This window comes from Streptomyces sp. NPDC032745, assembly GCF_055579465.1.
This window is the reverse complement of record NZ_JBVING010000006.1, coordinates 37,741-59,592: the sequence shown is the minus strand read 5'-3', so window position 1 is coordinate 59,592 and position 21,852 is coordinate 37,741. Positions and strand designations below refer to the sequence as shown.

Annotated in this window: 24 protein-coding genes and 1 riboswitch; of the genes, 10 read left to right on the top strand and 14 right to left on the bottom strand. The window is 71.0% G+C overall.

The genetic code is table 11. From position 1 onward, the window contains the following. Positions 1 to 15: 15 nt before the first annotated feature. From ACZ5WG_RS17305 to ACZ5WG_RS17290, 4 genes are all read right to left on the bottom strand, one after another. Positions 16 to 435, bottom strand: a complete 420-nt coding sequence (locus ACZ5WG_RS17305; RefSeq protein ID WP_468724025.1) for a PIN domain-containing protein — start codon at positions 433 to 435, stop codon at positions 16 to 18. Continuing rightward, positions 426 to 632: a type II toxin-antitoxin system VapB family antitoxin gene (locus ACZ5WG_RS17300; RefSeq protein ID WP_266666042.1), complete on the bottom strand. Its 207-nt coding sequence runs from the start codon at positions 630 to 632 to the stop codon at positions 426 to 428. The genes ACZ5WG_RS17305 and ACZ5WG_RS17300 overlap by 10 nt, the downstream gene beginning before the upstream one ends. Before the next feature lie 70 nt (positions 633 to 702). After that, positions 703 to 1,380 (bottom strand): hypothetical protein, encoded by a 678-nt coding sequence (locus tag ACZ5WG_RS17295; RefSeq protein WP_468724023.1) that lies wholly within the window; start codon positions 1,378 to 1,380, stop codon positions 703 to 705. Next, on the bottom strand, positions 1,377 to 1,595 hold the full coding sequence (locus ACZ5WG_RS17290) for a hypothetical protein (protein ID WP_053786548.1): 219 nt from the start codon (positions 1,593 to 1,595) through the stop codon (positions 1,377 to 1,379). Before ACZ5WG_RS17290 ends, ACZ5WG_RS17295 begins: the two co-directional genes overlap by 4 nt. A gap of 115 nt (positions 1,596 to 1,710) precedes the next feature. On the opposite strand from ACZ5WG_RS17290, the gene ACZ5WG_RS17285 reads away from it, so the two are divergent. Genes ACZ5WG_RS17285 through ACZ5WG_RS17275 form a run of 3 tightly spaced genes read left to right on the top strand, consistent with a single transcriptional unit; the run spans position 1,711 to position 3,355 of the window. Further along, a complete protein-coding gene (locus ACZ5WG_RS17285) occupies positions 1,711 to 2,547 on the top strand; it encodes a helix-turn-helix domain-containing protein (protein WP_468724021.1) in 837 nt (278 codons plus the stop codon). After that, positions 2,531 to 2,788: a DUF397 domain-containing protein gene (locus tag ACZ5WG_RS17280; RefSeq protein WP_468724019.1), complete on the top strand. Its 258-nt coding sequence runs from the start codon at positions 2,531 to 2,533 to the stop codon at positions 2,786 to 2,788. Before ACZ5WG_RS17285 ends, ACZ5WG_RS17280 begins: the two co-directional genes overlap by 17 nt. Positions 2,789 to 2,800: 12 nt before the next feature. Further along, the gene (locus ACZ5WG_RS17275; protein ID WP_468724018.1) at positions 2,801 to 3,355 is read left to right on the top strand and encodes a Uma2 family endonuclease; all 555 of its coding nucleotides are present in this window, start codon (positions 2,801 to 2,803) and stop codon (positions 3,353 to 3,355) included. Between the two features lies 1 nt (position 3,356). Here the strand turns inward: ACZ5WG_RS17275 and ACZ5WG_RS17270 are convergent, their stop codons facing one another. Together ACZ5WG_RS17270 and ACZ5WG_RS17265 are read right to left on the bottom strand one after the other, a co-directional pair. Beyond that, positions 3,357 to 4,757, bottom strand: coding sequence for an outer membrane protein assembly factor BamB family protein (locus ACZ5WG_RS17270; RefSeq protein ID WP_468724016.1), 1,401 nt, complete (start codon positions 4,755 to 4,757; stop codon positions 3,357 to 3,359). Positions 4,758 to 4,823: 66 nt separating this feature from the next. Beyond that, entirely contained in the window at positions 4,824 to 6,005 is a 1,182-nt protein-coding gene (locus ACZ5WG_RS17265) for a S8 family peptidase (protein WP_468724015.1), read from the bottom strand. 379 nt (positions 6,006 to 6,384) lie between these two features. On the opposite strand from ACZ5WG_RS17265, the gene ACZ5WG_RS17260 reads away from it, so the two are divergent. Continuing rightward, positions 6,385 to 6,711 (top strand): protease inhibitor I9 family protein, encoded by a 327-nt coding sequence (locus tag ACZ5WG_RS17260; RefSeq protein ID WP_468724013.1) that lies wholly within the window; start codon positions 6,385 to 6,387, stop codon positions 6,709 to 6,711. A 97-nt stretch (positions 6,712 to 6,808) separates the two neighbouring features. After that, entirely contained in the window at positions 6,809 to 8,425 is a 1,617-nt protein-coding gene (locus ACZ5WG_RS17255) for a serine/threonine-protein kinase (RefSeq protein WP_468724011.1), read from the top strand. A 16-nt stretch (positions 8,426 to 8,441) separates the two neighbouring features. Here ACZ5WG_RS17255 and ACZ5WG_RS17250 read toward each other — a convergent pair whose 3' ends face one another. Beyond that, positions 8,442 to 9,041 carry a phosphoribosylanthranilate isomerase gene (locus ACZ5WG_RS17250; protein ID WP_468724009.1) on the bottom strand — a complete coding sequence of 200 codons (600 nt, stop codon included), beginning with the start codon at positions 9,039 to 9,041 and terminating at the stop codon, positions 8,442 to 8,444. 212 nt (positions 9,042 to 9,253) lie between these two features. Here ACZ5WG_RS17250 and ACZ5WG_RS17245 point away from each other — a divergent pair, with 212 nt between their 5' ends. Continuing rightward, positions 9,254 to 9,751, top strand: a complete 498-nt coding sequence (locus ACZ5WG_RS17245) for a Uma2 family endonuclease (protein WP_468724008.1) — start codon at positions 9,254 to 9,256, stop codon at positions 9,749 to 9,751. A gap of 85 nt (positions 9,752 to 9,836) precedes the next feature. Here the strand turns inward: ACZ5WG_RS17245 and groL are convergent, their stop codons facing one another. The 4 genes from groL to thrC all read right to left on the bottom strand — a co-directional run bounded on the left by groL (position 9,837) and on the right by thrC (position 13,976). After that, entirely contained in the window at positions 9,837 to 11,459 is a 1,623-nt protein-coding gene (gene groL / locus ACZ5WG_RS17240; RefSeq protein WP_468724007.1) for a chaperonin GroEL, read from the bottom strand. Positions 11,460 to 11,803: 344 nt separating this feature from the next. Then, positions 11,804 to 12,007: a cold-shock protein gene (locus ACZ5WG_RS17235; RefSeq protein ID WP_005315736.1), complete on the bottom strand. Its 204-nt coding sequence runs from the start codon at positions 12,005 to 12,007 to the stop codon at positions 11,804 to 11,806. A gap of 382 nt (positions 12,008 to 12,389) precedes the next feature. Further along, positions 12,390 to 12,668, bottom strand: coding sequence for a MoaD/ThiS family protein (locus ACZ5WG_RS17230; protein ID WP_468724005.1), 279 nt, complete (start codon positions 12,666 to 12,668; stop codon positions 12,390 to 12,392). 33 nt (positions 12,669 to 12,701) lie between these two features. After that, positions 12,702 to 13,976: a threonine synthase gene (thrC, locus tag ACZ5WG_RS17225; protein ID WP_389412980.1), complete on the bottom strand. Its 1,275-nt coding sequence runs from the start codon at positions 13,974 to 13,976 to the stop codon at positions 12,702 to 12,704. Between the two features lie 17 nt (positions 13,977 to 13,993). Next, positions 13,994 to 14,147, bottom strand: a riboswitch (SAM riboswitch). Between the two features lie 196 nt (positions 14,148 to 14,343). On the opposite strand from thrC, the gene ACZ5WG_RS17220 reads away from it, so the two are divergent. After that, on the top strand, positions 14,344 to 15,321 hold the full coding sequence (locus ACZ5WG_RS17220; protein ID WP_468724002.1) for a glucosyl-3-phosphoglycerate synthase: 978 nt from the start codon (positions 14,344 to 14,346) through the stop codon (positions 15,319 to 15,321). 45 nt (positions 15,322 to 15,366) lie between these two features. Continuing rightward, a complete protein-coding gene (locus tag ACZ5WG_RS17215) occupies positions 15,367 to 16,827 on the top strand; it encodes an alpha,alpha-trehalose-phosphate synthase (UDP-forming) (protein WP_468724000.1) in 1,461 nt (486 codons plus the stop codon). A 107-nt stretch (positions 16,828 to 16,934) separates the two neighbouring features. Here ACZ5WG_RS17215 and otsB read toward each other — a convergent pair whose 3' ends face one another. The 3 genes from otsB to ACZ5WG_RS17200 form a co-directional block, all read right to left on the bottom strand. Next, on the bottom strand, positions 16,935 to 17,783 hold the full coding sequence (gene otsB, locus ACZ5WG_RS17210) for a trehalose-phosphatase (protein WP_468723999.1): 849 nt from the start codon (positions 17,781 to 17,783) through the stop codon (positions 16,935 to 16,937). A 68-nt stretch (positions 17,784 to 17,851) separates the two neighbouring features. After that, a complete protein-coding gene (locus tag ACZ5WG_RS17205) occupies positions 17,852 to 18,112 on the bottom strand; it encodes a DUF3263 domain-containing protein (protein WP_468723997.1) in 261 nt (86 codons plus the stop codon). 78 nt (positions 18,113 to 18,190) lie between these two features. Beyond that, positions 18,191 to 19,492 (bottom strand): extracellular solute-binding protein, encoded by a 1,302-nt coding sequence (locus ACZ5WG_RS17200; protein WP_468723996.1) that lies wholly within the window; start codon positions 19,490 to 19,492, stop codon positions 18,191 to 18,193. A gap of 211 nt (positions 19,493 to 19,703) precedes the next feature. Between ACZ5WG_RS17200 and ACZ5WG_RS17195 the strand changes: the two genes are divergently transcribed. Continuing rightward, positions 19,704 to 20,636, top strand: coding sequence for an ROK family protein (locus tag ACZ5WG_RS17195; RefSeq protein ID WP_468724535.1), 933 nt, complete (start codon positions 19,704 to 19,706; stop codon positions 20,634 to 20,636). Then, positions 20,636 to 21,787, top strand: coding sequence for an N-acetylglucosamine-6-phosphate deacetylase (gene nagA, locus ACZ5WG_RS17190; protein WP_468723994.1), 1,152 nt, complete (start codon positions 20,636 to 20,638; stop codon positions 21,785 to 21,787). The genes ACZ5WG_RS17195 and nagA overlap by 1 nt, the downstream gene beginning before the upstream one ends. Positions 21,788 to 21,852: the final 65 nt, after the last annotated feature.

Genomic DNA, 21,852 nt, shown 5'->3' with positions numbered 1-21,852 from the left:
CCACGCGCGCCGCGGCTACGGCACCGAACCCTGTTCCACGATCCACTCCACCGACTGTCCCGTGACCTTTGCGATCTCGTCGTAGTCCGCGTCGTAGTGGAGGACCACCGCCCCGTGGCGCTCCGCCGTGGCAGCGATCAGCAGGTCCGCCAGTGAGGCACGCCGGTGATCACCGCTCTGCGCCAGCAGCCCCTGCACTTCAATGGCCCGCTCCCCCACCTCGTCAGTGAGGGGCAGCCAGGCGAAGCCTCGCCGTACGGAGCGGCCGCGCGCGTGGTCCTCCGCGTTGCGCGCGCTGTAGAGGATCTCCAGGTCGACAACTGCGCACGTCGCGAGCAGACCACGCTCCAAGAGCGGCATCAGCCTGTCCCGGACGGCTGGCACATGCATCCGGGCCCACGCACTCTTGTCGACCAGGTACACCGTCACCGCCATGCCCCCCGCATCACTTCCGGGTCGCGCAGGTCATCGAAGACACCTTCGTCCATCAGCTCCACGAAGCGCCGCCGCCGGGCTGCGGCCACGAATTCCGCCAGCGCTCCGTTGATCGTCGCCCGCTTCGTGGTCGTCCCCAGTATTTCCGCGGCCTCAGCGAGAAGTGCATCGTCCAGGTCCACCATGGTGCGCGACATGAGCTTCTCCAGGCATATAGATCTGGTCAACTTATATGCCATCCTACAGCTCGGGCCTCGTCGGCGGCGCTCAAGCAGGTTTCCCGACGGACTCCGCCCCTGCCGCCGCACACAGGAAGCGAACGAGATCCTCGAATGAGTAGCCGAGCTTCGGGGCCCGTTCGGCGGCCATGAGCAGCAGCTGGCCCACGATCTCCGCGCCCCAGCCGTCCGTGCCGTCCGCCGACCACTCCCACAGCTTCTCGATCCCGAGGTCGGTCATGAGCAGCCCGTGTCCGGTCCGGACCTCCCCGCACAGCTCGGCCACCGCGTCCAGCAGCCGCGCGCCCGGCCGCTCGCAGCGCAGCCCGAAGTGCCCGCCGATCTCCTCGACCGCGCAGCCCTGCGGCGGCCGCGCCTTCAGCCCGTCGTAGCGGGCGTCCTCGAACCGCGCGCAATCCCCCACCGGCCAGTGGATCAGCGTGAACCGCTGCACGCCCGGCGCAGGCGGCTTCGGCCGGCCCGCCTCCACCCCGAACGCCTCCCGGACGAGCGCGGTCGCCTCCGCCTCCGTATCGGCGGTACGGCTCTCCCGCCGCCGCCCGTCGTCCCCGACGGCCGTCCACACCCCGTCGCCCTCCTCGCACCGCACGCGCACGGAAAGCCCCGTGCCCCCGCGTTTCCATCCGCCGCCGAGGAGGGCCTGCTCCAGTCCCCGCAGCTTCCATCCGAGCTCGAAGCCCCACTCGGCGGCCGCGTCCCCGATCACGGGTTGGCCCGCTCGTGGAGCACGGCGGCCAGCCGGAGCGCGGTGTCGAGGTTGCAGCGGCCGAGATCGACCAGCGGCAGCCCGTACGTACCGGCGGCCGAGACCCGCTCCACGTCCAGCGAGGGGAACAGCACCCCCACCCCGGCCAGGGACTCCTTCAGCTGCCGGACGGCCTCCTCGGCCGCCCGCATCCGCTCCTGCGGAGTGAGCACCATGACATGTCACCTTTCCACTCTGAGTGTTCAGCTTCGACACACAGCGTGGCGGCGGGCTCGCTAGCCTTTCCATACGGACACCGCAACAACGGCACGTGTTGCCAGGAGAGTTGCCATGGCAGGTAAGAACCTCGACCCGTCCTCCTCACCCCGCGCCCTGCTCGGCGCCGAACTGCGCGTGGCCCGCGAACGCGCGGGCCTCAGCCAGACCGAACTGGGCGAACCCCTCTTCGTCAGCGGCTCGTTCATCGGCCAGCTCGAAGCCGGCACGCGGCGGATGCACATCGAATTCGCCCGGCAGATAGACGACATCCTCGGCACGAACGGCTTCTTCGTCCGGAACTGCGGGGCCCTGGCCAAGTCGAAGTACCCGAACCACTTTGCCGAGGCAGCAGAGGCAGAAGCGGAAGCCAAGACGATCCGCGAGTACGCCCCACTGGCGCTGCCGGGAATGCTCCAGACGGAGGCGTACGCACGCGAAGTCTTCGTCGCGTACCAACCGACAGCCACAGAGGAGGTCATCGCCGAGCTGGTCACGAACCGGCTGGACCGTGCCAAGCTGCTGTCCGACCCAACAACACCCCTGTTGTGGTGCGTGCTTGACGAAACCGTCCTCCGGAGGATCGTTGGAGGCAGGACGGTGATGGCGGAGGCCCTGCGCCACATCGCGACCCTGATCCGCAAACGCCGGATCTTCGTGCAGGTACTGCCGTTCAGCGCAGGAGCACACTCCTCGATGGGAGGCACCCTGAAGCTGATGACTTTCGAGGACGCTCCCCCGCTCGCCTATGTCCAAGGCAACGCAATAGGCGTGCTGCTGGACGATCCCGCCACTGTGACCCGCCACTCACTGACCTACGATCTCCTCACGGCCAGCGCGCTGTCACCCACTCAATCACTGGCCGTGATCGAGTCCGCGGCGGAGGATTACGAACATGATCAGCACGCCTGAGTACGACCTGTCCGCAGCCATCTGGCACAAGTCCAGCTACAGCGGCGGTGACGGCGGCGAGTGCCTGGAGATGGCCACCTGGCGCAAGTCCACGTACAGCGACGGCACTGGCGGCGACTGCCTCGAAGTTGCCGACGGCCACCCCGACCTCGTCCCCGTCCGGGACTCCAAGGTCCCGGACGGCCCGCACCTCACCTTCAACGGCCCGGCCTGGACGGCGTTCGTCACCAGCCTCTGCTGAACGGAGTCGCGCATGGAGTTGACCCTCGACGAGTTCGAAGCGCTTGAGCACGGCGCACCCGAAACCGTGACGCTCGAATTCATCGCGGGAAGGCTGGCGGTCAAGCCGGTGCCCGACGGCGACCACAGCACCATCGTCATGTGGGTGCTGCGACAGTGCCTGCAGCAGCGCCCCGAGCTGGCGCTCTTCCCGGGGCGGGGGCTGGAGGTCGAGCGGGATCGGGCTGGCCGAGCCAGGGTGGACGGCGCTCTGGCGCCCGTCGGAACGTTCGCCGGTGACGGCGAGTGGTCCGATCCCGCAGGGGTTCTGATGGTGCTGGAGGTGACCTCCCACGACTCCGACACCAACCTCCGTATCCGTCACGAGAAGCGGGACGGATACGCCGCAGCCGGCATCCCGGTCTTCCTCCTGATCGACCGGGACCGGCACACCCTCACCGTCTACAGCGAGCCCGAGGGCGGCACGTACCGCCTCGACCCCGCCTTCGCGTACGGCACGACCGTCAAGCTCCCCGACCCCGTCGGCATCACCCTCGACACCGAGCCCCTGAAGAACTTCGCGAGCTGACTCACCAGCCGATCGTCGGGGCCACGTCGAAGATCGGCGGGAGGCGGCCGTCGTCGTCGAGGTTGACGAACGTCCGGCCGTAGAGGGCGAACGACTCGCCCAGCCGGAGGCCCCGCAGGACCGTCGACTCGCCGATCGGCTTCCCGGTGCCCGGGTCGAGGTGCCAGAGGTGGGTGTACGCGCCCTCCGTGACGACGGCGATCCGGCCGGTCCGGTCGTCGGCGGACAGGGCGCGGATCCGCCATTCGTTCTCGAATGCGCGGGTCCACAGGTGGCGGCCGTCCTTCAGCGAGAACGCCGCCAGGACCTCCCGCTTCTCCCGTTCCGGGACCGACGCGTACAGCACCTCGCCTGCGACCAGCCACTCCGCCTCGCCCGAGGTCGGGACGTACGGCGCCTCCGACTCGCCGCGCGGGCGGCCCGCGTCGTCGAACGCCAGCAGGCGCCCGTCGCCGACGGCGGCCGCCGGGGACGCCGACACGATGCGCGGGGACTCGTACCCGACCGGCATCGGGAACCGCCAGGCGACGGCACCGGTGCGGGCGCCGAGCGCGAACAGCTCGACACCCTGGTCGGTCCGGGCCATGAGCAGGACCCGGTCGGGGCCGGCGGCGACCTCCATGGCGACGGCGCCCGCGGGCAGCGGGGCGCGCCACAGCTCGGCACCGGTGGCCAGGTCGTGGGCGAGTACGGCGTCCGCGGTCGCGGTCGCGGCCAGGGAGCCACCCGCGGACGGCTTGCCCACGAGTTTCGGAATGTCCTTGGTCCAGAGCTGCTTGCCGGACGTGACGTCCACCGCCACCAGGCGGTTGCCGCAGGTGCTCTCCGCGGTGGTCAAGGTGAGCAGGCCGGTCCCGGAGGGGGTGTCACCGCTCATCGCGCACACCGCGCCGCCGGGCGGGGCGGGGAGGCTCCAGCCGTGGCGGCCCTCGCCGTTGTAGCCGGTCACGCCGTCCGCGCGGGCCCGGATCACGTACCCCGTGTCCGGGTGGCCCGCCCAGGAGCCGAGCGGCTTGTCGGCGCCCGGGCCGTCCGGGACCTGGTACGAGAAGAGGTCCATGTGCGGGCCGCGCAGCCAGGAGTAGCCGAGCCAGCCGGGCCACAGCGCGACGAGCCCGACGGTGACGGCCACGAGCCAGCCGACGGCGGAGCGGTACCCGCGGCCCTTCACGGCCGACCACCACAGGCCGCCCGCGGCGAGCCCGGCGACCAGCGCCCACAGCACCAGCGGGCCCAGCCCGCGCGGGCAGCCGCCGTCGCTGCACACGACGCCGGACATGTCCACGGCGGTCAACCTCAGGCACAGGACGGCGTACAGCACCGCGACGGCGCTGAACGCGCAGGCCGCTGCGAGCCGCACGTGGTCCCCGAGCCGCTTCACGAGCGGCGATGGCGTGTTCATGATCCCCCCTGGCCCGCAGCCTATCCGCGATCGGGCTGCGGGCCGGGTTCGTCAGCCCTCCGGCGGTCAGAGACCGCCGGTGAACAGCAGCCGGTTGGGGCTGCTCTTGCTGATGCTGTTCAGGACGTCCTTGGTGGACTCGTCGTCCAGGAACTCGGCGATCTCCCCCGGCGTCGCCGTCGGGTGCGCCTGCTTGTAGAGGGCGGCGACACCGGCGACGTGCGGCGAGGCCATCGACGTGCCGTCGAGGGCCACGCTGCCGCCGCCCAGCTTCGCGGAGACGATGGCCTGCCCGGGCGCGTAGAGGGAGACGCAGCTGCCCCAGTTGGAGAAGTCGGTCTCCTCGTCGTACTGGTTGCTCGCCGCGACCGTCACCACGCGCGGGGCGGACGCGGGCGAGACGAAGCAGGCGTCCTTCGCGGAGTTGCCCGCCGCGACGACCGGCAGCACGCCCGCGTCGGAGAGCGCGGTCGCCGCGTTGTCGACGGCGGTCGACTTGTCGCCGCCCAGGGAGGCGTTCAGCACGGCCGGCTGCTTGGCGTTCTTCGCCACCCAGTCCATGCCCGCGATGATCCCCGACCAGGTGCCCTTGCCGTCGCAGCCGAGGACGCGGACGCTGACCAGGCTCGCCTTGCGTGCGACCCCGTACGTCTTGCCGGCGACCGTGCCCGCGACGTGTGTGCCGTGGCCCTGGCAGTCCGCGCCGAGCCGTCCGTCGTTGACGGCGTCGTAGCCGAAGGTGGCTCGCCCGCCGAACTCGGTGTGGGCGTAGTCGATGCCGGTGTCGAGGATGTAGGCGGTCACCCCGGCGCCGTTGCCCTGGGTGGTGAAGGTGTTGTCGAGCGGCAGCTCCTTCTGGTCGATCCGGTCCAGGCCCCACGTCGAGGACGGCGCCCGCTTACCCGGCGTCCGGGTCGGCTGCGGCACGGACTGGACCGCGGCGTCCTCCTCGACCGACTTCACCCCGAGGCTCACCCGCACGATCTGCAACTGGAGCGGGGTCAGCGGGACCGCGAATCCGGTCATCGCCTTCGTGTAGACGAAGGTCGGCTTCAGACCCAGCTGCTGCGCGACCTTCGCCGCGTCCTGCCCGTTGTCCAGGGTCACGATGTACTGGCCGGGCACCGCGTTCGCGGCGGTGTGCAGCGGCACCGGGGTCGGCTCCGGGGTGTCGGCGGCGGCCGTACCGGCCGCGATCGGGGGCACGGTGAGCAGGGCGGCGGCGGCCAGGCGTGCGAGCAGGCGCATGGAAGGAACTCCCTGAAGGGGCGGGACGGAAGTCGGCATGAATGAGCCGCCCCGACCAGGACGAATGTCTGTGCGGGGGCGGCCTTCCCTTCCATCGGTGCCACGCCGGTGCATCCTGAACCGCCGTGCACCGCTTGGCCGATCGTCCGGTGCCCGCGCCCGCCCGCCCTGTCGGACAAGCGGCAGAAGGGGTTATCCCCTTACGCCGTCAAACCCGTGCCGAGCGAGGTCCCGGCCCGTACGGCCCGCGAGCCTCCAACAAGATCACCCGTATGGCCCGCCCCCACACCAGGGAGCGCACGGCCGGTGCGCCCCCAGTGCCCCCGCTACCGCCGCGGACGTCGTTGACCTGCGCCGTTGTACGTGATGGCCTCGGCCCATGCGCACCCGTCCGAGCCGGGCCCTGCCCGCAGCCGTCGCCGTACTGGCCGCCTTCTCCGCCCTGCCCGCGTCGGCGGCCACGGCCGCCGTGCGCGAACCGGTCCCGTACGCGGCCCCCGTCGACCACCCCTCGTACATCGTCACCGTACGCAGGGACCTCGACCCGGCCGACGTGGCGCGGCTGGTCGGCGCCACCCCCGTCCACGTCTACCGCACCGCCCTGCACGGCTTCGCCGCCCCGCTCAGCCCCGGCCAGGTCGCGGCCCTGCACGCGCTGCCGGGCGTCGAGACCATCGCGGAGGACGGGACGGCCTCGGCGGGCTGACGGGCTGACGGGCTCCCGGCCGTTGCGCCTCCCTGCCCGCGACTTAGGGTGAGGTCGATCAACTCATCGGTTGATCGGGGGAGTCGGGGGGAGACCGATGAACAGCGCGACCGAGGTGTTCCAGCCCCTGCGGGAGGACGATCCTCAGACCGTTGCCGGCTACCGCCTCGCGGCCCGGCTCGGCGCGGGCGGCATGGGCCGGGTCTACCTGTCGCACACCCAGGGCGGCCGCCCTGTGGCGATCAAAGTGGTGCGGCCGGAACTGGCCGAGGACCCGGCGTTCCGGCGGCGGTTCCGCCGGGAGGTGGAGGCGGCCCGGCGGGTTAGGGGTGCGTACACCGCCGAACTGATCGACGCCGACGTGGAGGGAACGCCGCCCTGGCTGGCCACCGTGTACGTGCCGGGGCCCTCGCTGTCGGAGGCCGTGGCCCGGCGCGGACCGCTGCCGGTGCCCGCGGTGCTGTGGCTGGTGGCCGGGGTGGCCGAGGCCCTGGAGGTCATCCACCGTGCGGGGATCGTGCACCGCGATCTGAAGCCGTCGAACGTGCTGCTGGCCGCCGATGGGCCCCGGGTCATCGATTTCGGCATCTCGCTGGCGTCCGGTACCACCTCGCCCACCGCCACGGGCAGCGCCATCGGCACACCCCAGTTCATGGCCCCCGAGCAGGCGCTGGCAGGCGAGACCACGGCGGCCACCGATGTCTTCGCTCTGGGCCAGACGGCGGCGTTCGCCGCGTTGGGCGAGCCGTTGTACGGAGACGGCCCCTCCGTGAGCGTGCTGTTCCGGATCGTGCACTCCGACCCCGACCTGTCCCGGCTGCCGGAGTCGCTGCGTCCGCTGATCGCCCGGTGTCTGGCAGCCGATCCGGAGGATCGCGCCACCCCGGCGGAGATCGTGGCGTGGTGCAGGCAGCGGCTGGGCAAAGACGCAGACGCGGGCGGTGGTCCGGCCGTCTGGCGGGAGGTGGCGGGGCCGGAGCCGGTGGTCCCTGCTCCGGTCCCGCACCCCACGTCGGTCCACACACGGGCCCTGGACCCGCAGCCGCCGGGGCCGTCCCAGACGGCCTGGCAGCCGCCGAGGACTACGCCGCTCACGCCGGAGGAGCGGCGCGGGCGCAGGCGGCGTACCGCTGTGATCGTCACTGCGGTGGTGACGGTGTCGGCCGTCCTGCTGACCGGTCTGGCCTGGACGGTCATGGACGCGGCGGACCGGGTGCGCGAACGGAACGCGGCCGCAGCCACGTCCCCCGGCCCGGCGAGTGGCGGCAAGGCCACCGGAGCCGCCGGGCCCGGCGGATCGGCATCGAGTACGCCCAAGGCCTCCAAGCCGCCCGCGCCCATCCCCTTCCCCCAGGTCCGGCTGGACGAGAAGAACTCGATCGGCATCAAGGACCCGGTCAGGCGGGAGGACCGCACGGGGGACATCCGCCTGGAGTGCGAGAAGAAGAGCTGTGCGCTGGCGAGCGACACGAGCGTCATCACACAGCTGTACGCCGACCCCGGCACCGGCAGCCTCGACACGTGCGGCCTCCTCACGAAGGCCGCCACGCAGCACACGCTCCCACTCGCCGCATCGGCGCCCGGTACCGAGATCTGTGTCCGGCACCCCTCTGGAGACATCGCGCTGCTCGTGATCCAGATCAAGTCGGTCGTGCGGCTGAACGGCCTGCCCGACTGGATCACCGCGGACATGACGGTCTGGCGCGCGTCCTGACGGCGGTGCGGCGGGGTCAGCCGCGGGCGGCCCCGATGAAGGCGCGGATCAGGCCGGGGTCCTTCACGCCGCGCTCCCGCTCGACCCCGCTGGACACGTCCACGCCCCAGGCGCCGGTGGTCTCCACGGCCTCCCGGACGTTGCCCGGGGTCAGCCCGCCGGCCAGCAGCCAGCGGCCCTCCGGGGCGGTGAACTCCGCCGAGCCCCAGTTCCACGGCTTGCCGGAGCCGGGGTCGGGCGCGTCGAGCAGCAGCAGGTCCTCCCCGTACTCCCCGCAGCGCTTCACGTGTTCGGCGGTGGCCCGCAGCAGGGTCCGCCCCTCGGCGCGCAGCGCCTCGTAGTACTCGGGCCCCTCGTCCCCGTGCAGCTGGACTCCCCGTACGCCGCTCTCCTCGGTCAGCCGCCGGACCTCCTCGACCGGCTGCCCGCGGAACACCCCGACGGTCAGCACCGAGTCCGGCACCTCGGCGGCCAGCGCCCGCGCCGTGGCGGCGTCGACGGTACGCGGACTCCCCGGCGCGAAGACGAACCCGACGGCATCGGCCCCGGCGGCCACGGCCACGTCGACGTCCGACCCGGTTTTCAACCCGCAGATCTTCACGAACAGCTCGCTCATCCCCCCAGTCAACCAAACCGCCCTGTTGGGTGGTGATCCGTCTCGGCACCCGGGCGCGGCCACCCACGCGCCGCTAGCCTGGAACGGGGCTCACGCCCAGTGCACGGCACGCCACGCGGAGGATCACGGTGACGATCATGATCGAACGGGCCACACCGATAGAGCAGGCGGCACCGCCGACATTCGAGACGCTCCTGCGCACGGTTGCGGAGATGGACACGCCAGACGGCTATAAGGCCGAGCTCATCCGGGGGAAGATCATCGTGTCGCCGTTCTCCAAGCTGCGCTACTCCCGTCGCATGCGTCTTTTGCGCGAGCAGCTCCAGGCCCACGTCCCCGAGGGGCAATTCGCGGACACCTCGCCCTTCCTCTTCCGGTTCGAGGCAGCGGAGCGCGGCTACGGACCAGACCTCTACGTCGCGGACGAGGCGGCCTTCGAGCAGGAGGGGCTGCACGCGGACGGAGCGGCCCTGTCACTGGTCGGAGAGTTCACGTCCGTCTCCACCAGGGACGCGGACTGGAACGAGAAGCTCGACGTGTACGGCCGGCTCGTGCCCGTCCACCTGGTCGTCGACATGCAGGACTCGGAGATCACCTGCTTCTGGGACCCCTCGCCGCACGGATACCGCTCCCGTACGACGGTGTCCTTCGGGGAGCCCCTGCAGGTCCCCGAGCCGTTCGGGTTCGCGCTCGACACCACCGGTTTCTAGAGGACCGGGAAACGCCCGAGGGCGGCACCCCCCGTGTGGGGAGTGCCGCCCTCGGTCGAAGAACAGCCGATCAGCCAGGGGCCGATCAGAAGTCCATGTCACCGCCCGGCATGCCGCCGCCGGCCGGGGCGCCGGCCTTCTCGGGCTTGTCGGCGATGACGGCCTCGGTCGTCAGGAACAGCGCGGCGATGGACGCGGCGTTCTGCAGGGCAGAGCGCGTGACCTTCGCCGGGTCGATGATGCCCTCGGCGATCATGTCCACGTACTCGCCGGTCGCGGCGTTCAGGCCCCAGCCGACGGTCAGGTTGCGGACCTTCTCCACGACGACGCCACCCTCGAGACCACCGTTGACGGCGATCTGCTTGAGCGGGGCCTCCAGGGCGAGCTTCACGGCGTTGGCGCCGGTCGCCTCGTCACCCGACAGGTCGAGCTTCTCGAAGACCACGGAGGCCTGGAGCAGGGCCACGCCACCACCGGCGACGATGCCCTCCTCGACGGCCGCCTTCGCGTTGCGAACGGCGTCCTCGATGCGGTGCTTGCGCTCCTTGAGCTCCACCTCGGTCGCGGCGCCGGCCTTGATGACGGCCACGCCGCCGGCCAGCTTCGCGAGGCGCTCCTGGAGCTTCTCGCGGTCGTAGTCCGAGTCGGAGTTCTCGATCTCGGCGCGGATCTGGTTGACGCGACCCTGAACCTGGTCGCTGTCACCGGAGCCGTCGACGATCGTGGTCTCGTCCTTGGAGATGACGACCTTGCGGGCGCGGCCGAGCAGGTCGAGGCCCGCGTTCTCGAGCTTGAGGCCGACCTCCTCGGAGATGACCGTGCCGCCCGTGAGGATGGCGATGTCGCCGAGCATGGCCTTGCGGCGGTCGCCGAAGCCCGGAGCCTTGACGGCGACGGAGCGGAAGGTGCCGCGGATCTTGTTGACGACCAGGGTCGACAGGGCCTCGCCCTCGACGTCCTCGGCGATGATCAGCAGCGGCTTGCCGGACTGCATGACCTTCTCGAGCAGCGGAAGGAGGTCCTTCACGTTGCCGATCTTGGAGTTGACGATCAGGATGTACGGGTCGTCCAGGGACGCCTCCATACGCTCCATGTCGGTGGCGAAGTACGCCGAGATGTAGCCCTTGTCGAAGCGCATGCCCTCGGTGAGCTCGAGCTCCAGACCGAAGGTCTGGGACTCCTCGACGGTGATGACGCCTTCCTTGCCGACCTTGTCCATGGCCTCGGCGATGAGCTCGCCGATCTGGGTGTCGGCGGCGGAGATGGAGGCCGTGGAAGCGATCTGCTCCTTGGTCTCGACATCCTTCGCCTGGTCGAGCAGGGCGGCGGAGACGGCCTCGACGGCCTTCTCGATGCCGCGCTTGAGGGCCATCGGGTTGGCACCGGCGGCCACGTTGCGCAGGCCCTCGCGGACGAGCGCCTGGGCGAGAACGGTGGCGGTGGTCGTACCGTCGCCGGCGACGTCGTCCGTCTTCTTGGCGACTTCCTTGACCAGCTCGGCGCCGATCTTCTCGTACGGGTCCTCGAGCTCGATCTCCTTGGCGATGGAGACACCATCGTTGGTGATCGTGGGGGCGCCCCACTTCTTCTCAAGGACGACGTTGCGACCCTTGGGGCCAAGGGTGACCTTGACGGCGTCGGCGAGCTGGTTCATCCCGCGCTCGAGACCGCGCCGGGCCTCCTCGTCGAACGCAATGATCTTGGCCATCTGAAGTGGTCCTCCAGGACTGGGGTTCCCCCTGCACCGTCGGTACGGGGGGAGGGCTGGATTGCTCCGGACCGCGCCCGCGCCCGCGACGGACGGCCTGCGTGCCCGGCGGTTCCTTCCCGCCGGACCCTGCGGGCCTCACCGACCCGGTCCTGTGTAGTAGCACTCTCGGCACGAGAGTGCTAACGCCAATGATTAGCACTCGACCCCCTCGAGTGCAAGCGGCTTGGGGGAACGCCGGGCCGCCGCCCGCGTCGGCGCCCGGACATGCGTCGAGGGCCCACATCCCTCCTCAAGGATGTGGACCCTCGTGCGTCATGCGTCGGTGGTCGATCGCGCCGGGGCTAGACGGCGAGCTTGACCATGTCCGCCTGCGGACCCTTCTGACCCTGCGAGATCTCGAACTCGACCCGCTGACCCTCTTCAAGGGTGCGGTACCCGTCCATCTGGATGGCGCTGTAGTGGACGAACACATCCGCACCACCGTCGACCGCGATGAAGCCGTAGCCCTTCTCCGCGTTGAACCACTTGACGGTGCCCTGAGCCATGCCTAACTCCCCTATTACTGGCCCTTGCGCAGGACCGCACTTCGCGGTCCCGGGTCAGAACTTGCGCCGGAACGCCTCGACCGGGGCTGAATGTATCTGCACCGCTGCTGTCTGCAACAGGTCAATCCGACGAGAAATCTGGACACGGGGATACATTGAAATAGAGTGAAAATTTGGCATATTGCCGGGCAACTCGGACCCGGCATATCTCGCCAAAGCCTCATAACGCGCTTGCATATTGACTCAATGTCAACCCTCACGCGACCCGCTCATATGCGGCGGGCAAGTCCAGCGGAGGGGACTTCCCCAACCCTACCGCGCCCAACCAAGCAGAATTACCCCCTCCGCTTTTACCGGAGGGGGTAATTCAGGGGTTCTTGCGTCAGCAGCCGCCGGCGACGGCGGGAATGATCGAGACGCCCGCGCCGTCCGGCGTCACCGCGTCCAGGCCGCCCTCGAAGCGCACGTCGTCGTCGTTGACGTACACGTTCACGAAGCGGCGCAGCTTGCCCTGGTCGTCCAGGACGCGCGCAGCGATGCCCGGGTGGTTCGCCTCCAGGGAGGCGATGACCTCGGAGAGCTTCGCGCCCTCGGCGGTGACCTCGGCCTGGCCGCCGGTGTAGGTGCGCAGGATGGTGGGGATGCGGACGTTGACGCTCATGGCGCTACTGCCTTTCCGGGTGTCGGGGAGAGATCAGACCAGGCCGGCGGCGCGGAACGCGTCCAGGCTGGGGCGGATGGTGGCGGTCTGCCCGCTGTCCGCGGCCACCGCCTCCAGGGTCTTGAGGCCGTCACCGGTGTTCAGGACCACCGTGGTCAGCGCCGGGTCGAGCTGCCCGTTCTCGATGAGCTTCTTGGTCACGCCGACGGTCACGCCGCCCGCGGTCTCGGCGAAGATGCCCTCGGTCTGCGCGAGGATCTTGATCGCCTCGACGACCTGCTCGTCGGTCACGTCCTCGACGTAGCCGCCGGTGCGGCGCGCGATGTCCAGGACGTACGGGCCGTCGGCCGGGTTGCCGATGGCCAGCGACTTGGCGATGGTGTTCGGCTTCTGCGGGCGGACCACGTCGTGGCCGGCCTTGAAGGCGGTCGAGACCGGGGAGCAGCCCTCGGCCTGGGCACCGAAGATCTTGTACGGCTTGTCCTCGACCAGGCCGAGCTTGATCAGCTCCTGCAGACCCTTGTCGATCTTCGTCAGCTGCGAGCCGGACGCGATCGGGATCACGATCTGGTCGGGCAGCTGCCAGCCGAGCTGCTCGCAGATCTCGTACGCGAGCGTCTTGGAACCCTCGCCGTAGTAGGGGCGCAGGTTGACGTTGACGAAGCCCCAGCCCTCGCCCAGCGGGTCGCCGATGAGCTCGGAGCAGAACCGGTTGACGTCGTCGTAGTTGCCCTCGATGCCGACCAGGTCGCCGCCGTACACACCGGCCATGACGACCTTGCCCTGCTCCAGGTCGTGCGGGATGAACACGCAGGAGCGGAAGCCGGCCCGGGCTGCCGCGGCGCCGACGGCGCCGGCCAGGTTGCCGGTGGAGGAGCAGGACAGGGTGGTGAAGCCGAAGGCGCGGGCCGCCTCGACGGCGATGGCCACGACGCGGTCCTTGAAGGAGTGCGTCGGGTTGCCGGAGTCGTCCTTGACGTACAGCTTGCCGGTGACGCCGAGCTCCTTGGCCAGGTTGGCCGCGTCCACGAGCTTGGTGAAGCCCGGGTTCAGGCTCGGCTTGGAAGCCACGTCCGCGGGGACCGGCAGCAGTGGGGCGTAGCGCCAGATGTTGTTCGGGCCGGCCTCGATCGCGGCGCGCAGGGCTTCGGGGTCCCCGGTGGGGAGGTCGTAGGCGACTTCCAGAGGTCCGAAGCACTCGACGCAGGCGAAGATGGGTCCGAGCTCGAAGCGGGTACCGCACTCACGACACGAGAGGCCGGTGGCAGGTCCGAGATCGACAGAGGTGGCAACAGTCTGTGCAGCCATGATGGCGAGGCCCTTTCTCCTCATCTTCCCCATGGCGCACTTCGCCATGAGACGGAATTGGCACCTTCCCTAGCCGGGGACCCCGCTGCTTGCTGCAAGCAGGCGCGAGAACCGACTGGAGGGTTGCCGGGGCTTCAACGGGCCGTGTCCCTCTGCCCCTCTGGATGAGCGGTATGGCACCGGGCCGCGCGCTCCATGGCGCGTCCGGGCGTTTGTACGCGGGGACCCCCGGCATGCGGTGGTCCTTCGCGTTGTTCAAGACTGTAACGGAAGGTCCGGATGGTTGAGACAGCCGTCCGAACCGCGAGATGGATCACTTTTCGGCTGAAACCGCCGAGGGCGAACGAGGAAACAGGGAGTGCCGAACGTGCTGGAAGAGGTGGAGCGCTGGTTTGCGGACCGCTCCTGGTCCGCGGCCGACCGACCGCTCGACCAGCTGCTTTCCGCCAAGCGGGCGGCAGGCACCACGGTCAGCGTCGTCCTGCCCGCGCTCGACGAAGAGGAGACGGTCGGCGCCATCGTCGAGGTGATCCGGCGGGATCTGATCGACGGGCTGCCGGTGCCGCTGGTCGACGAACTGGTGGTGGTCGACTCCGGTTCCGCCGACCGGACCGCAGAGGTGGCCGCGAAGGCCGGTGCCCGTGTGGTGCACCGCGACGACATCCTGCCGCGGATCCCCGCCGTGCACGGCAAGGGCGAGGTGCTGTGGCGCTCGCTGCTGGCGACCACCGGCGACATCGTCTGCTTCGTGGACGCCGACCTGCGGGACTTCTCCTCCGCCTTCGTGTCCGGGATCGTCGGCCCGCTGCTGACCGAGCCGGACGTGCAGTTCGTCAAGGCGATGTACGACCGCCCCCTGGCGGGCTCCCCCGGCCAGGGGGGCCGGGTGACCGAGCTGGTCGCCCGTCCGCTCCTCAACCTGCACTGGCCGCAGCTGGCCGGCTTCGTGCAGCCGCTGGGCGGCGAGTACGCCGTGCGCCGCACCCTGCTGGAACGTTTGCCCTTCCCCGTCGGGTACGGCGTCGAGCTCGGCCTGCTGGTCGACGCGCTGCACACCGTCGGGCTGGACGCGCTGGCCCAGGTGGACGTCGGCGTACGGCTCCACCGCCATCAGGACGGCCAGGCGCTGGGCCGGATGGCCGCGGCGATCTACCGCACGGCGCAGCTGCGGCTCGCGCGCGGGCACTCCCCCGGCCACCGCCGGGGGTACCCCCGGGTACGGCCGGAGCTGACGCAGTTCGAGCGCGGGCCGAACGGGTTCGTGCCGCGGACGTACTCCGTGGACACCGAGGAGCGGCCGCCGATGACCGAGGTCAAGGAGTACTCCGGCCGCAGGGTGGCGTGAGGGAACTGACGTTTGAGCGGGCAGGCCCCGGGCTAGGTTCGCGGCATGGCTTCCCAGGTACTCGTTGCAGCGAACCGCGGCCCGCTCTCCTACCTCCTCTCCGACGACGGCACACTCACGGCCCGGCGCGGCGGGGGCGGTCTCGTGTCCGGCCTCTCCGCCGCGCTCGCCCGGCAGCCGGAGGCGCTGTGGATCTGCGCGGCGCTGTCGGAGGCGGACCGGGAGGCGGTCCGCCGCGGTGTCTCCGAACCCGGCGTCCGGATGCTGGACATCGATCCCACCACGTACGACGACGCCTACAACGGCATCGCGAACTCGGTGCTGTGGTTCACGCACCACCACCTGTACGACATCCCGCGCGAGCCGGTCTTCGACGCGCAGTTCCGGCGGCAGTGGCAGTCGTACGTCGCCTACAACCACGCCTTCGCGCTGGCGCTCGCCGAGGAGGCCGGCGAGGGCGCGGCGGTGCTCGTGCAGGACTACCACCTGGCGCTGGTCCCGGGTGAGCTGCGGGAACTGCGGCCGGACCTGAAGATCAGCCACTTCACGCACACCCCGTGGGCCTCGCGCGAGTTCCTGGACATGCTGCCCGGCGACATCCGGGCGCAGCTGATGTGGGGCATGCTCGGGGCGGACGTGGTGGGCTTCCACACGTGGGCGTGGGCGCACAGCTTCATGACCGCGGCGCAGCTGGACGACGAACGGGGCATCGCGGAGCCGAAGATGGCGGCCGGGGTGGACCCGAGGGACGCGCGGTACATCGAGAAGATGACGAGGGGCCCGGTGCGGCACCGGCGGACGACCGTGGCCGTGTACCCGCTGGGCGTGGACGGCGACGAACTGCGGGCGCTGGCGCACCGGCCGGAGGTGAACGACAAGCTGGCGGCGCTGCGGGCGGAGGTCGGGGACCGCAAGTCGATCGTCCGGGTGGACCGGACGGAGCTGTCGAAGAACATCGTGCGGGGGCTGCTGGCGTACCGGGAGCTGCTGACCGAGCACCCCGAATGGCGGGGCCGGGTGGTCCACCTGGCCTCGGCGTATCCGTCCCGGCAGGACCTGGCGGTGTACCGGTCGTACACGGAGGCGGTGCGGGAACTGGCCGCGCAGATCAACGAGGAGTTCGCCACGGAGGACTGGCAGCCGGTGCTGGTGTCGGTGAAGGACGACTTCGCGCGCTCCCTGGCGGCGTACCGGCTGGCGGACGTGGCGCTGGTGAACCCGGTGCGGGACGGGATGAACCTGGTGGCGAAGGAGATCCCGGTGGTCTCGGACGCGGGGTGCGTGCTGGTGCTGTCGACCGGGGCGGGGGCGTACGGGGAGCTCCGCGAGGACGCGCTGACGGTGAACCCGTACGACGTGTCGGAGACGGCGGATGCGCTGCACGCTGCGCTGGCGATGCCGGCCGAGGAGCGTGCGGAGCGCACGAAGCGGCTGGCCCTGGCGGCCACTGCCCTCCCCCCGACCGCCTGGTTCACGGCCCAGCTGGACGCTTTGCGCGAGGCGTAGCGGGAGCCGCTGCGCGGGGCCCTTCCCCACCCCGCCCCTTCCCGGAACCGGGGCTCCGGCCCCAGACCCCGCGCCTCAAACGCCGACGGGGCTGAGACACAGCCCCGTCAGGCCCGGATGGCTTCGGCCAGGGCGGCCAGGAAGGCCACGACGTCCGACGGGCCGTTCAGGACCAGGTCCGCCCGGGCGGCGAGTTCGGGGACCTCGGCCGAGCCGCTGGCCACCAGCAGCCCCGGCAGACCGTCGGCCCGGCGCTTCTCCACTGCGGAGTACGCGGCGAGGTCGCCCAGGTCGTCCCCCGCGTACAGCACGGCCTCGGCACCCGTCTCCGCCAGGTACTCGGTCAGGGCCACGCCCTTGTCCATCCCCGGCGGCCGCAACTCCAGCACCGCCCGCCCCGGCTCCACCATCAGCCCGTGCCGCGCCGCCAGCTCGGCCAGCGGCTCGCGCAGCGCGGCGAAGGCCGCTTCCGGGTCCTCGGCGCGCCGGGTGTGGACGGCCAGCGCCCGGCCCTTCTCCTCGATCCACGTGCCGCGCCAGGCCCCGATGGAGTCCAGGAACCCGGGCAGCTCCGCCCGTACGGCGGCGACTCCCGGGTGCTCGGCCGGGGTGTGCACGATGCCGCTCACCGCGTCCCAGCGCTCGGCCCCGTAGTGGCCGAGGACGACCAGGTGTTCCAGGCCTGCAGCCCCGGCGAAGCCCCCGTAGCGCACCGCGACCCCCGCCGGCCGGCCGGTGATCACGGCCACCGAGGCGACCTCCGGGGCCAGGGACGCCAGCGCCCCGACGGCTCCCGGGTGGGCGCGCGCCTGGTCCGGGTCCGGGACGATCTCGGCGAGGGTGCCGTCGAAGTCGAGCGCGACCACGGAACGGCGGGGTGCACGGAGGAGGGCTTCGAGTCCCTCGCGTCCGGCGGCGGTGACGGGCATCGGCATGCTGTGCGGATGGCTCCCCATACGGACGACCCTAACGGCCCTGCCGGGCCACGGCTACGGCGCGCGGCGGGCCCGTGGGCGCCGATGCGTCAGCGCCGGGCCCGCTGGGCTTCGCGGATGCGGCGGAGCCGGTTGACGGTGCCGGGCGCGTGGGCCAGCGCCCGCGGGTCGTCCATCAGCACGTTGAGCAGCTGGTAGTAGCGGACCGGGGTCATCCCCAGCCCTTCCCGTATGGCCCGCTCCTTGGCCCCGGGCCCGGGCCAGGTGCGTCCCTCGTACGCGAGCACCGCGGCCTCGGCGGCCGTCAGCCCCGCGGCCGGCCTCCCGTCCGGGGTCCCGTCGTCCGTCATACCGCCAGATTAACGCCGCCCTCCGACAGCCACCGGGCGCCCACCGCCGGGCTGCGGGCGCCCGCAGCCGACCACCCGCTAGTGGGCGTCCGCCTTGCGCGCCGCCTCCGCGATGTCCTCGAGGACCTTCGCCGGCTGCCCGCCCGGCTGCACGCTCTTGCCGATGTTCTGCTTGACGTCCTCGCTCACCCCGGCCCAGGACTTCTTGCCGACCGGGTAGAGCCGGGCGTTCGGCAGCGCCTGCAGGAACGTCTTCAGCTGCGGGGCCGCGCCCCCCGTACCGGCGTCCGTCGCCCGGTAGCCGCTCGTCGTGACCGGCAGCAGGTCGTACTTGTTGGTGAAGGCCGTCACGTTCTTCGCCTCGTACAGGTAGTCGAGGAACTTCCCGGACTCCTTGCGGTGGCCGTTCTTGAAGGCCATCACCCAGTCGGCGACGCCCATCGTCGGGTGCTCGGTCCCGTCGGCGGTCGGCATGGCCACCATGCCGAACTTCACGCCCTTCTCCCCCGCCTGCTTGATCAGCGTGGGGTGGCCGTTGAGCATGCCGACCTCGCCCCGCGCGAAGGCGTCGAACGCGGCCCGGCGGTCCGTCTTCGCCGGTTCCGTCGCCCCGGTCAGACCCTGGCCGACCATCTTGTCGCGCAGGAACTCGAAGGTCTTGACGTTCTCCGGGGAGTCGATCGCGTACGCCTCCTCGTTGTCGGTGTAGCCGCCACCGCCGGAGAGCATCCACATCATCGATTCGGCCTGCGCCTCCTCGCGGCCCAGCGGCAGCGCGAAGGGGGTCGCCACGCCCGCGGCCTTGAGCTTCTTCGCAGCGGCCTCCAGGTCGGCCCAGCTCTTCGGCTGCCAGCCGCCCTTGGCGTCCTTCGGGATGACCCCGGCGTCCGTCAGCAGCTTCTCGTTGTAGAAGAGCAGGCGGGTGCTGGCCACGAACGGCATGCCGTACTGGACCCGCCTGACCTTGCCCGCGTCCGCGAGCGGCGCCAGGAAGTCGGCCTCGGTGGTGACGGAGAGCAGCTCGTCCGCTGTGTACAGCTTGCCGGCGGCCGCGTAGTCGGCGTAGGCGCCGATCTGTGCGACGTCGGGGGCCTTGCCGGCCTTGACCATCGCCGCGACCTTGGCGTCGACCTCGGACCAGGAGTAGACGCTGACCTCGACCTTGACGCCGGGGTGGTCCTTCTCGAAGCCGGCGGCGAGGTCCTTCCAGTACCCCGACGAGGAGTTCTGCGGATTGTCCCCGTAGTCGGCCGCCACGACCCGCAGGGTCACCTCGTTGTTCCCGGTGAGACTCCCCACAGCTCCACAGCCGGTCAGCGCCACGGCGGTCAGGCCCAGCGCGGCTCCGGTCGCGGCCAGGCTCAGGTAACGGCCCTTCACAGTTCTCGATCCACCCCTTGTTGTACGTACGATCCACGTAAGGTCTACACCACTTTGGCGGCTCGTCCACATCGGGAAACGCGCCGTGTCCCGTTCGTGCCCCGACCAAGGCCGCGAATTTGTATGGCAGCTCAACAATCCCTTCCAATGGACTAGACCTTTCCCCGCCGAGCACGCGAGACTGTCACCTGTGAAACCCGTGAAACACGCCGTGAAGCACGTCATCGCCCTCGATGTGGGCGGCACCGGGATGAAGGCCGCCCTCATCGCCGACGACGGCACCCTGCTCCACGAAGCACGCCGCGCCACCGGCCGCGACCGGGGCCCCGACGCCGTCGTCGAGACGATCCTGGAGTTCGCCGCCGAGCTGTCCGAGCTCGGCCGCGAGCGCTTCGGCGTGCGCGCCTGCGCAGCCGGCGTCGCCGTCCCCGGCATCGTCGACGCCGAGAACGGGATCGCCGTCTACGCGGCGAACCTGGGCTGGCGCGACGTACCGATGCGCGAGCTGCTCAGCAGACGGCTCGGCTCCCTCCCGGTGGCCCTGGGCCACGACGTGCGCACGGGCGGACTCGCCGAAGGCCGCATCGGCGCGGGCCGCGGCGCCGACCGCTTCCTGTTCGTCCCCCTCGGCACCGGCATCGCCGGCGCCATCGGCATCGCCGGCCGCATCGAGGCCGGCGCACACGGCTACGCCGGCGAGATCGGCCACATCGTGGTCCGCCCCGGCGGCCCCGCCTGCGGCTGCGGCCAGTACGGCTGCCTGGAGACGCTCGCCTCGGCGTCCGCCGTGAGCCGCGCCTGGGCGAGCGCCTCCGGCGCCCCCGACGCGGACGCCGCCGACTGCGCCAAGGCCGTCGAGTCCGGCGACGCGCGCGCCCGCGAGGTGTGGCAGGCCGCCGTCGGCGCCCTCGCCGACGGCCTGGTCACCGCGATCACCCTGCTGGACCCGCGCACGCTGATCATCGGTGGCGGGCTCGCCGAGGCGGGGGAAACCTTGTTCACACCACTACGGAAGGCCGTCGAGGAGCGCGTGACGTTCCAGCGGCTGCCCGACATCGTTCCGGCGGCCCTCGGGGACACCGCCGGATGCCTGGGCGCAGGGCTGCTCGCCTGGGACCTACTCGCCACGGAGGTACCTGCCTGATGTCCGGAAGCGCACACAGCACCGTTCTCTCCGGCGCCAGGGTGGTGCTGCCCACCGGGACCGTGGCGGGCGGCCGCGTCATCGTCGACGGCGAGCGCATCGCCGGCAGCGCCGGCGAGGGCGCGAGGACCGTCGACCTCTCCGGGCACTGGATCGTCCCCGGCTTCGTGGACATGCACAACCACGGCGGAGGCGGCGCCTCCTTCACCTCCGGCACCGCCGAGGAGGTCCTCAAGGGCGTACGGACCCACCGCGAGCACGGCACCACCACGCTCGTCGCCTCCACCGTCACCGGCGACCTCGACGAACTGGCCCGCCGCGCCGGGCTGCTCGCCGAGCTGACCCAGCAGGGCGAGATCGCGGGCATCCACTTCGAGGGCCCGTTCATCAACGCCTGCCGCAAGGGCGCGCACAAGGAGGAGCTGCTGCGCGACCCCGACCCGGCCGAGGTCCGCAAGCTCATCGACGCCGCGCACGGCGCCGCCCGCATGTTCACCCTCGCCACCGAACTCCCGGGCGGGCTGGACTCCGTACGGCTGCTGGCCGAGCACGGGGTCATCGCCGCGATCGGCCATACCGACTCCACGTACGACCAGACGCGCCAGGCCATCGACGCGGGCGCCACCGTGGCCACCCACCTTTACAACGCGATGCCCGGCATGGAGCACCGCGCCCCCGGCCCGATCGCCGCGCTGCTGGAGGACGAGCGGGTCACCGTCGAGCTGATCAACGACGGCACCCACCTGCACCCGGCGATGCTGGAGCTGGCCTTCCACCACGCGGGCGCGCACCGCGTGGCGCTCATCACGGACGCGATGGACGCGGCGGGCTTCGGCGACGGGATCTACCACCTCGGGCCGCTGGAGGTCGAGGTCAAGGACGGCGTCGCCCGCCTCGTCGAGGGCGGTTCGATCGCCGGCTCCACGCTGACCCTGGACACCGCGTTCAAGCGGTCGGTGACGCTGGACAAGCTGCCCGTCGAGTCCGTGGTCCAGGCGATCTCCGTGAACCCCGCCAAGCTGATCGGCCTGTACGACGAGGTCGGCTCGCTGGAGCCGGGCAAGTACGCCGACCTGGTCGTCCTGGACGCGGAGTTCGACGTCAAGGGCGTCATGCGGCGCGGCGAATGGATCGTGGATCCGCTGGTCTGAGCGGGTATGGGAGGCAGGCGGCGGCCCGCGGGACTGGGCCGCCCGTACTGCTGTTTGGCATGATC

Coding starts and splice junctions, on each gene's coding strand:
- ACZ5WG_RS17215 (WP_468724000.1), top strand. CDS start 15,367: ATGGCTTCCCAGGTACTCGTTGCAGCGAACCGCGGCCCGCTCTCCTAC.
- ACZ5WG_RS17290 (WP_053786548.1), bottom strand. CDS start 1,595: ATGGTGCTCACTCCGCAGGAGCGGATGCGGGCGGCCGAGGAGGCCGTC.
- ACZ5WG_RS17305 (WP_468724025.1), bottom strand. CDS start 435: ATGGCGGTGACGGTGTACCTGGTCGACAAGAGTGCGTGGGCCCGGATG.
- groL (WP_468724007.1), bottom strand. CDS start 11,459: ATGGCCAAGATCATTGCGTTCGACGAGGAGGCCCGGCGCGGTCTCGAG.
- ACZ5WG_RS17250 (WP_468724009.1), bottom strand. CDS start 9,041: ATGAGCGAGCTGTTCGTGAAGATCTGCGGGTTGAAAACCGGGTCGGAC.
- ACZ5WG_RS17270 (WP_468724016.1), bottom strand. CDS start 4,757: ATGAACACGCCATCGCCGCTCGTGAAGCGGCTCGGGGACCACGTGCGG.
- ACZ5WG_RS17285 (WP_468724021.1), top strand. CDS start 1,711: ATGGCAGGTAAGAACCTCGACCCGTCCTCCTCACCCCGCGCCCTGCTC.
- ACZ5WG_RS17280 (WP_468724019.1), top strand. CDS start 2,531: ATGATCAGCACGCCTGAGTACGACCTGTCCGCAGCCATCTGGCACAAG.
- ACZ5WG_RS17300 (WP_266666042.1), bottom strand. CDS start 632: ATGTCGCGCACCATGGTGGACCTGGACGATGCACTTCTCGCTGAGGCC.
- ACZ5WG_RS17205 (WP_468723997.1), bottom strand. CDS start 18,112: ATGACGGACGACGGGACCCCGGACGGGAGGCCGGCCGCGGGGCTGACG.
- ACZ5WG_RS17230 (WP_468724005.1), bottom strand. CDS start 12,668: ATGAGCGTCAACGTCCGCATCCCCACCATCCTGCGCACCTACACCGGC.
- otsB (WP_468723999.1), bottom strand. CDS start 17,783: ATGGGGAGCCATCCGCACAGCATGCCGATGCCCGTCACCGCCGCCGGA.
- ACZ5WG_RS17245 (WP_468724008.1), top strand. CDS start 9,254: ATGGACACGCCAGACGGCTATAAGGCCGAGCTCATCCGGGGGAAGATC.
- ACZ5WG_RS17260 (WP_468724013.1), top strand. CDS start 6,385: ATGCGCACCCGTCCGAGCCGGGCCCTGCCCGCAGCCGTCGCCGTACTG.
- nagA (WP_468723994.1), top strand. CDS start 20,636: ATGTCCGGAAGCGCACACAGCACCGTTCTCTCCGGCGCCAGGGTGGTG.
- thrC (WP_389412980.1), bottom strand. CDS start 13,976: ATGGCTGCACAGACTGTTGCCACCTCTGTCGATCTCGGACCTGCCACC.
- ACZ5WG_RS17275 (WP_468724018.1), top strand. CDS start 2,801: ATGGAGTTGACCCTCGACGAGTTCGAAGCGCTTGAGCACGGCGCACCC.
- ACZ5WG_RS17255 (WP_468724011.1), top strand. CDS start 6,809: ATGAACAGCGCGACCGAGGTGTTCCAGCCCCTGCGGGAGGACGATCCT.
- ACZ5WG_RS17265 (WP_468724015.1), bottom strand. CDS start 6,005: ATGCGCCTGCTCGCACGCCTGGCCGCCGCCGCCCTGCTCACCGTGCCC.
- ACZ5WG_RS17235 (WP_005315736.1), bottom strand. CDS start 12,007: ATGGCTCAGGGCACCGTCAAGTGGTTCAACGCGGAGAAGGGCTACGGC.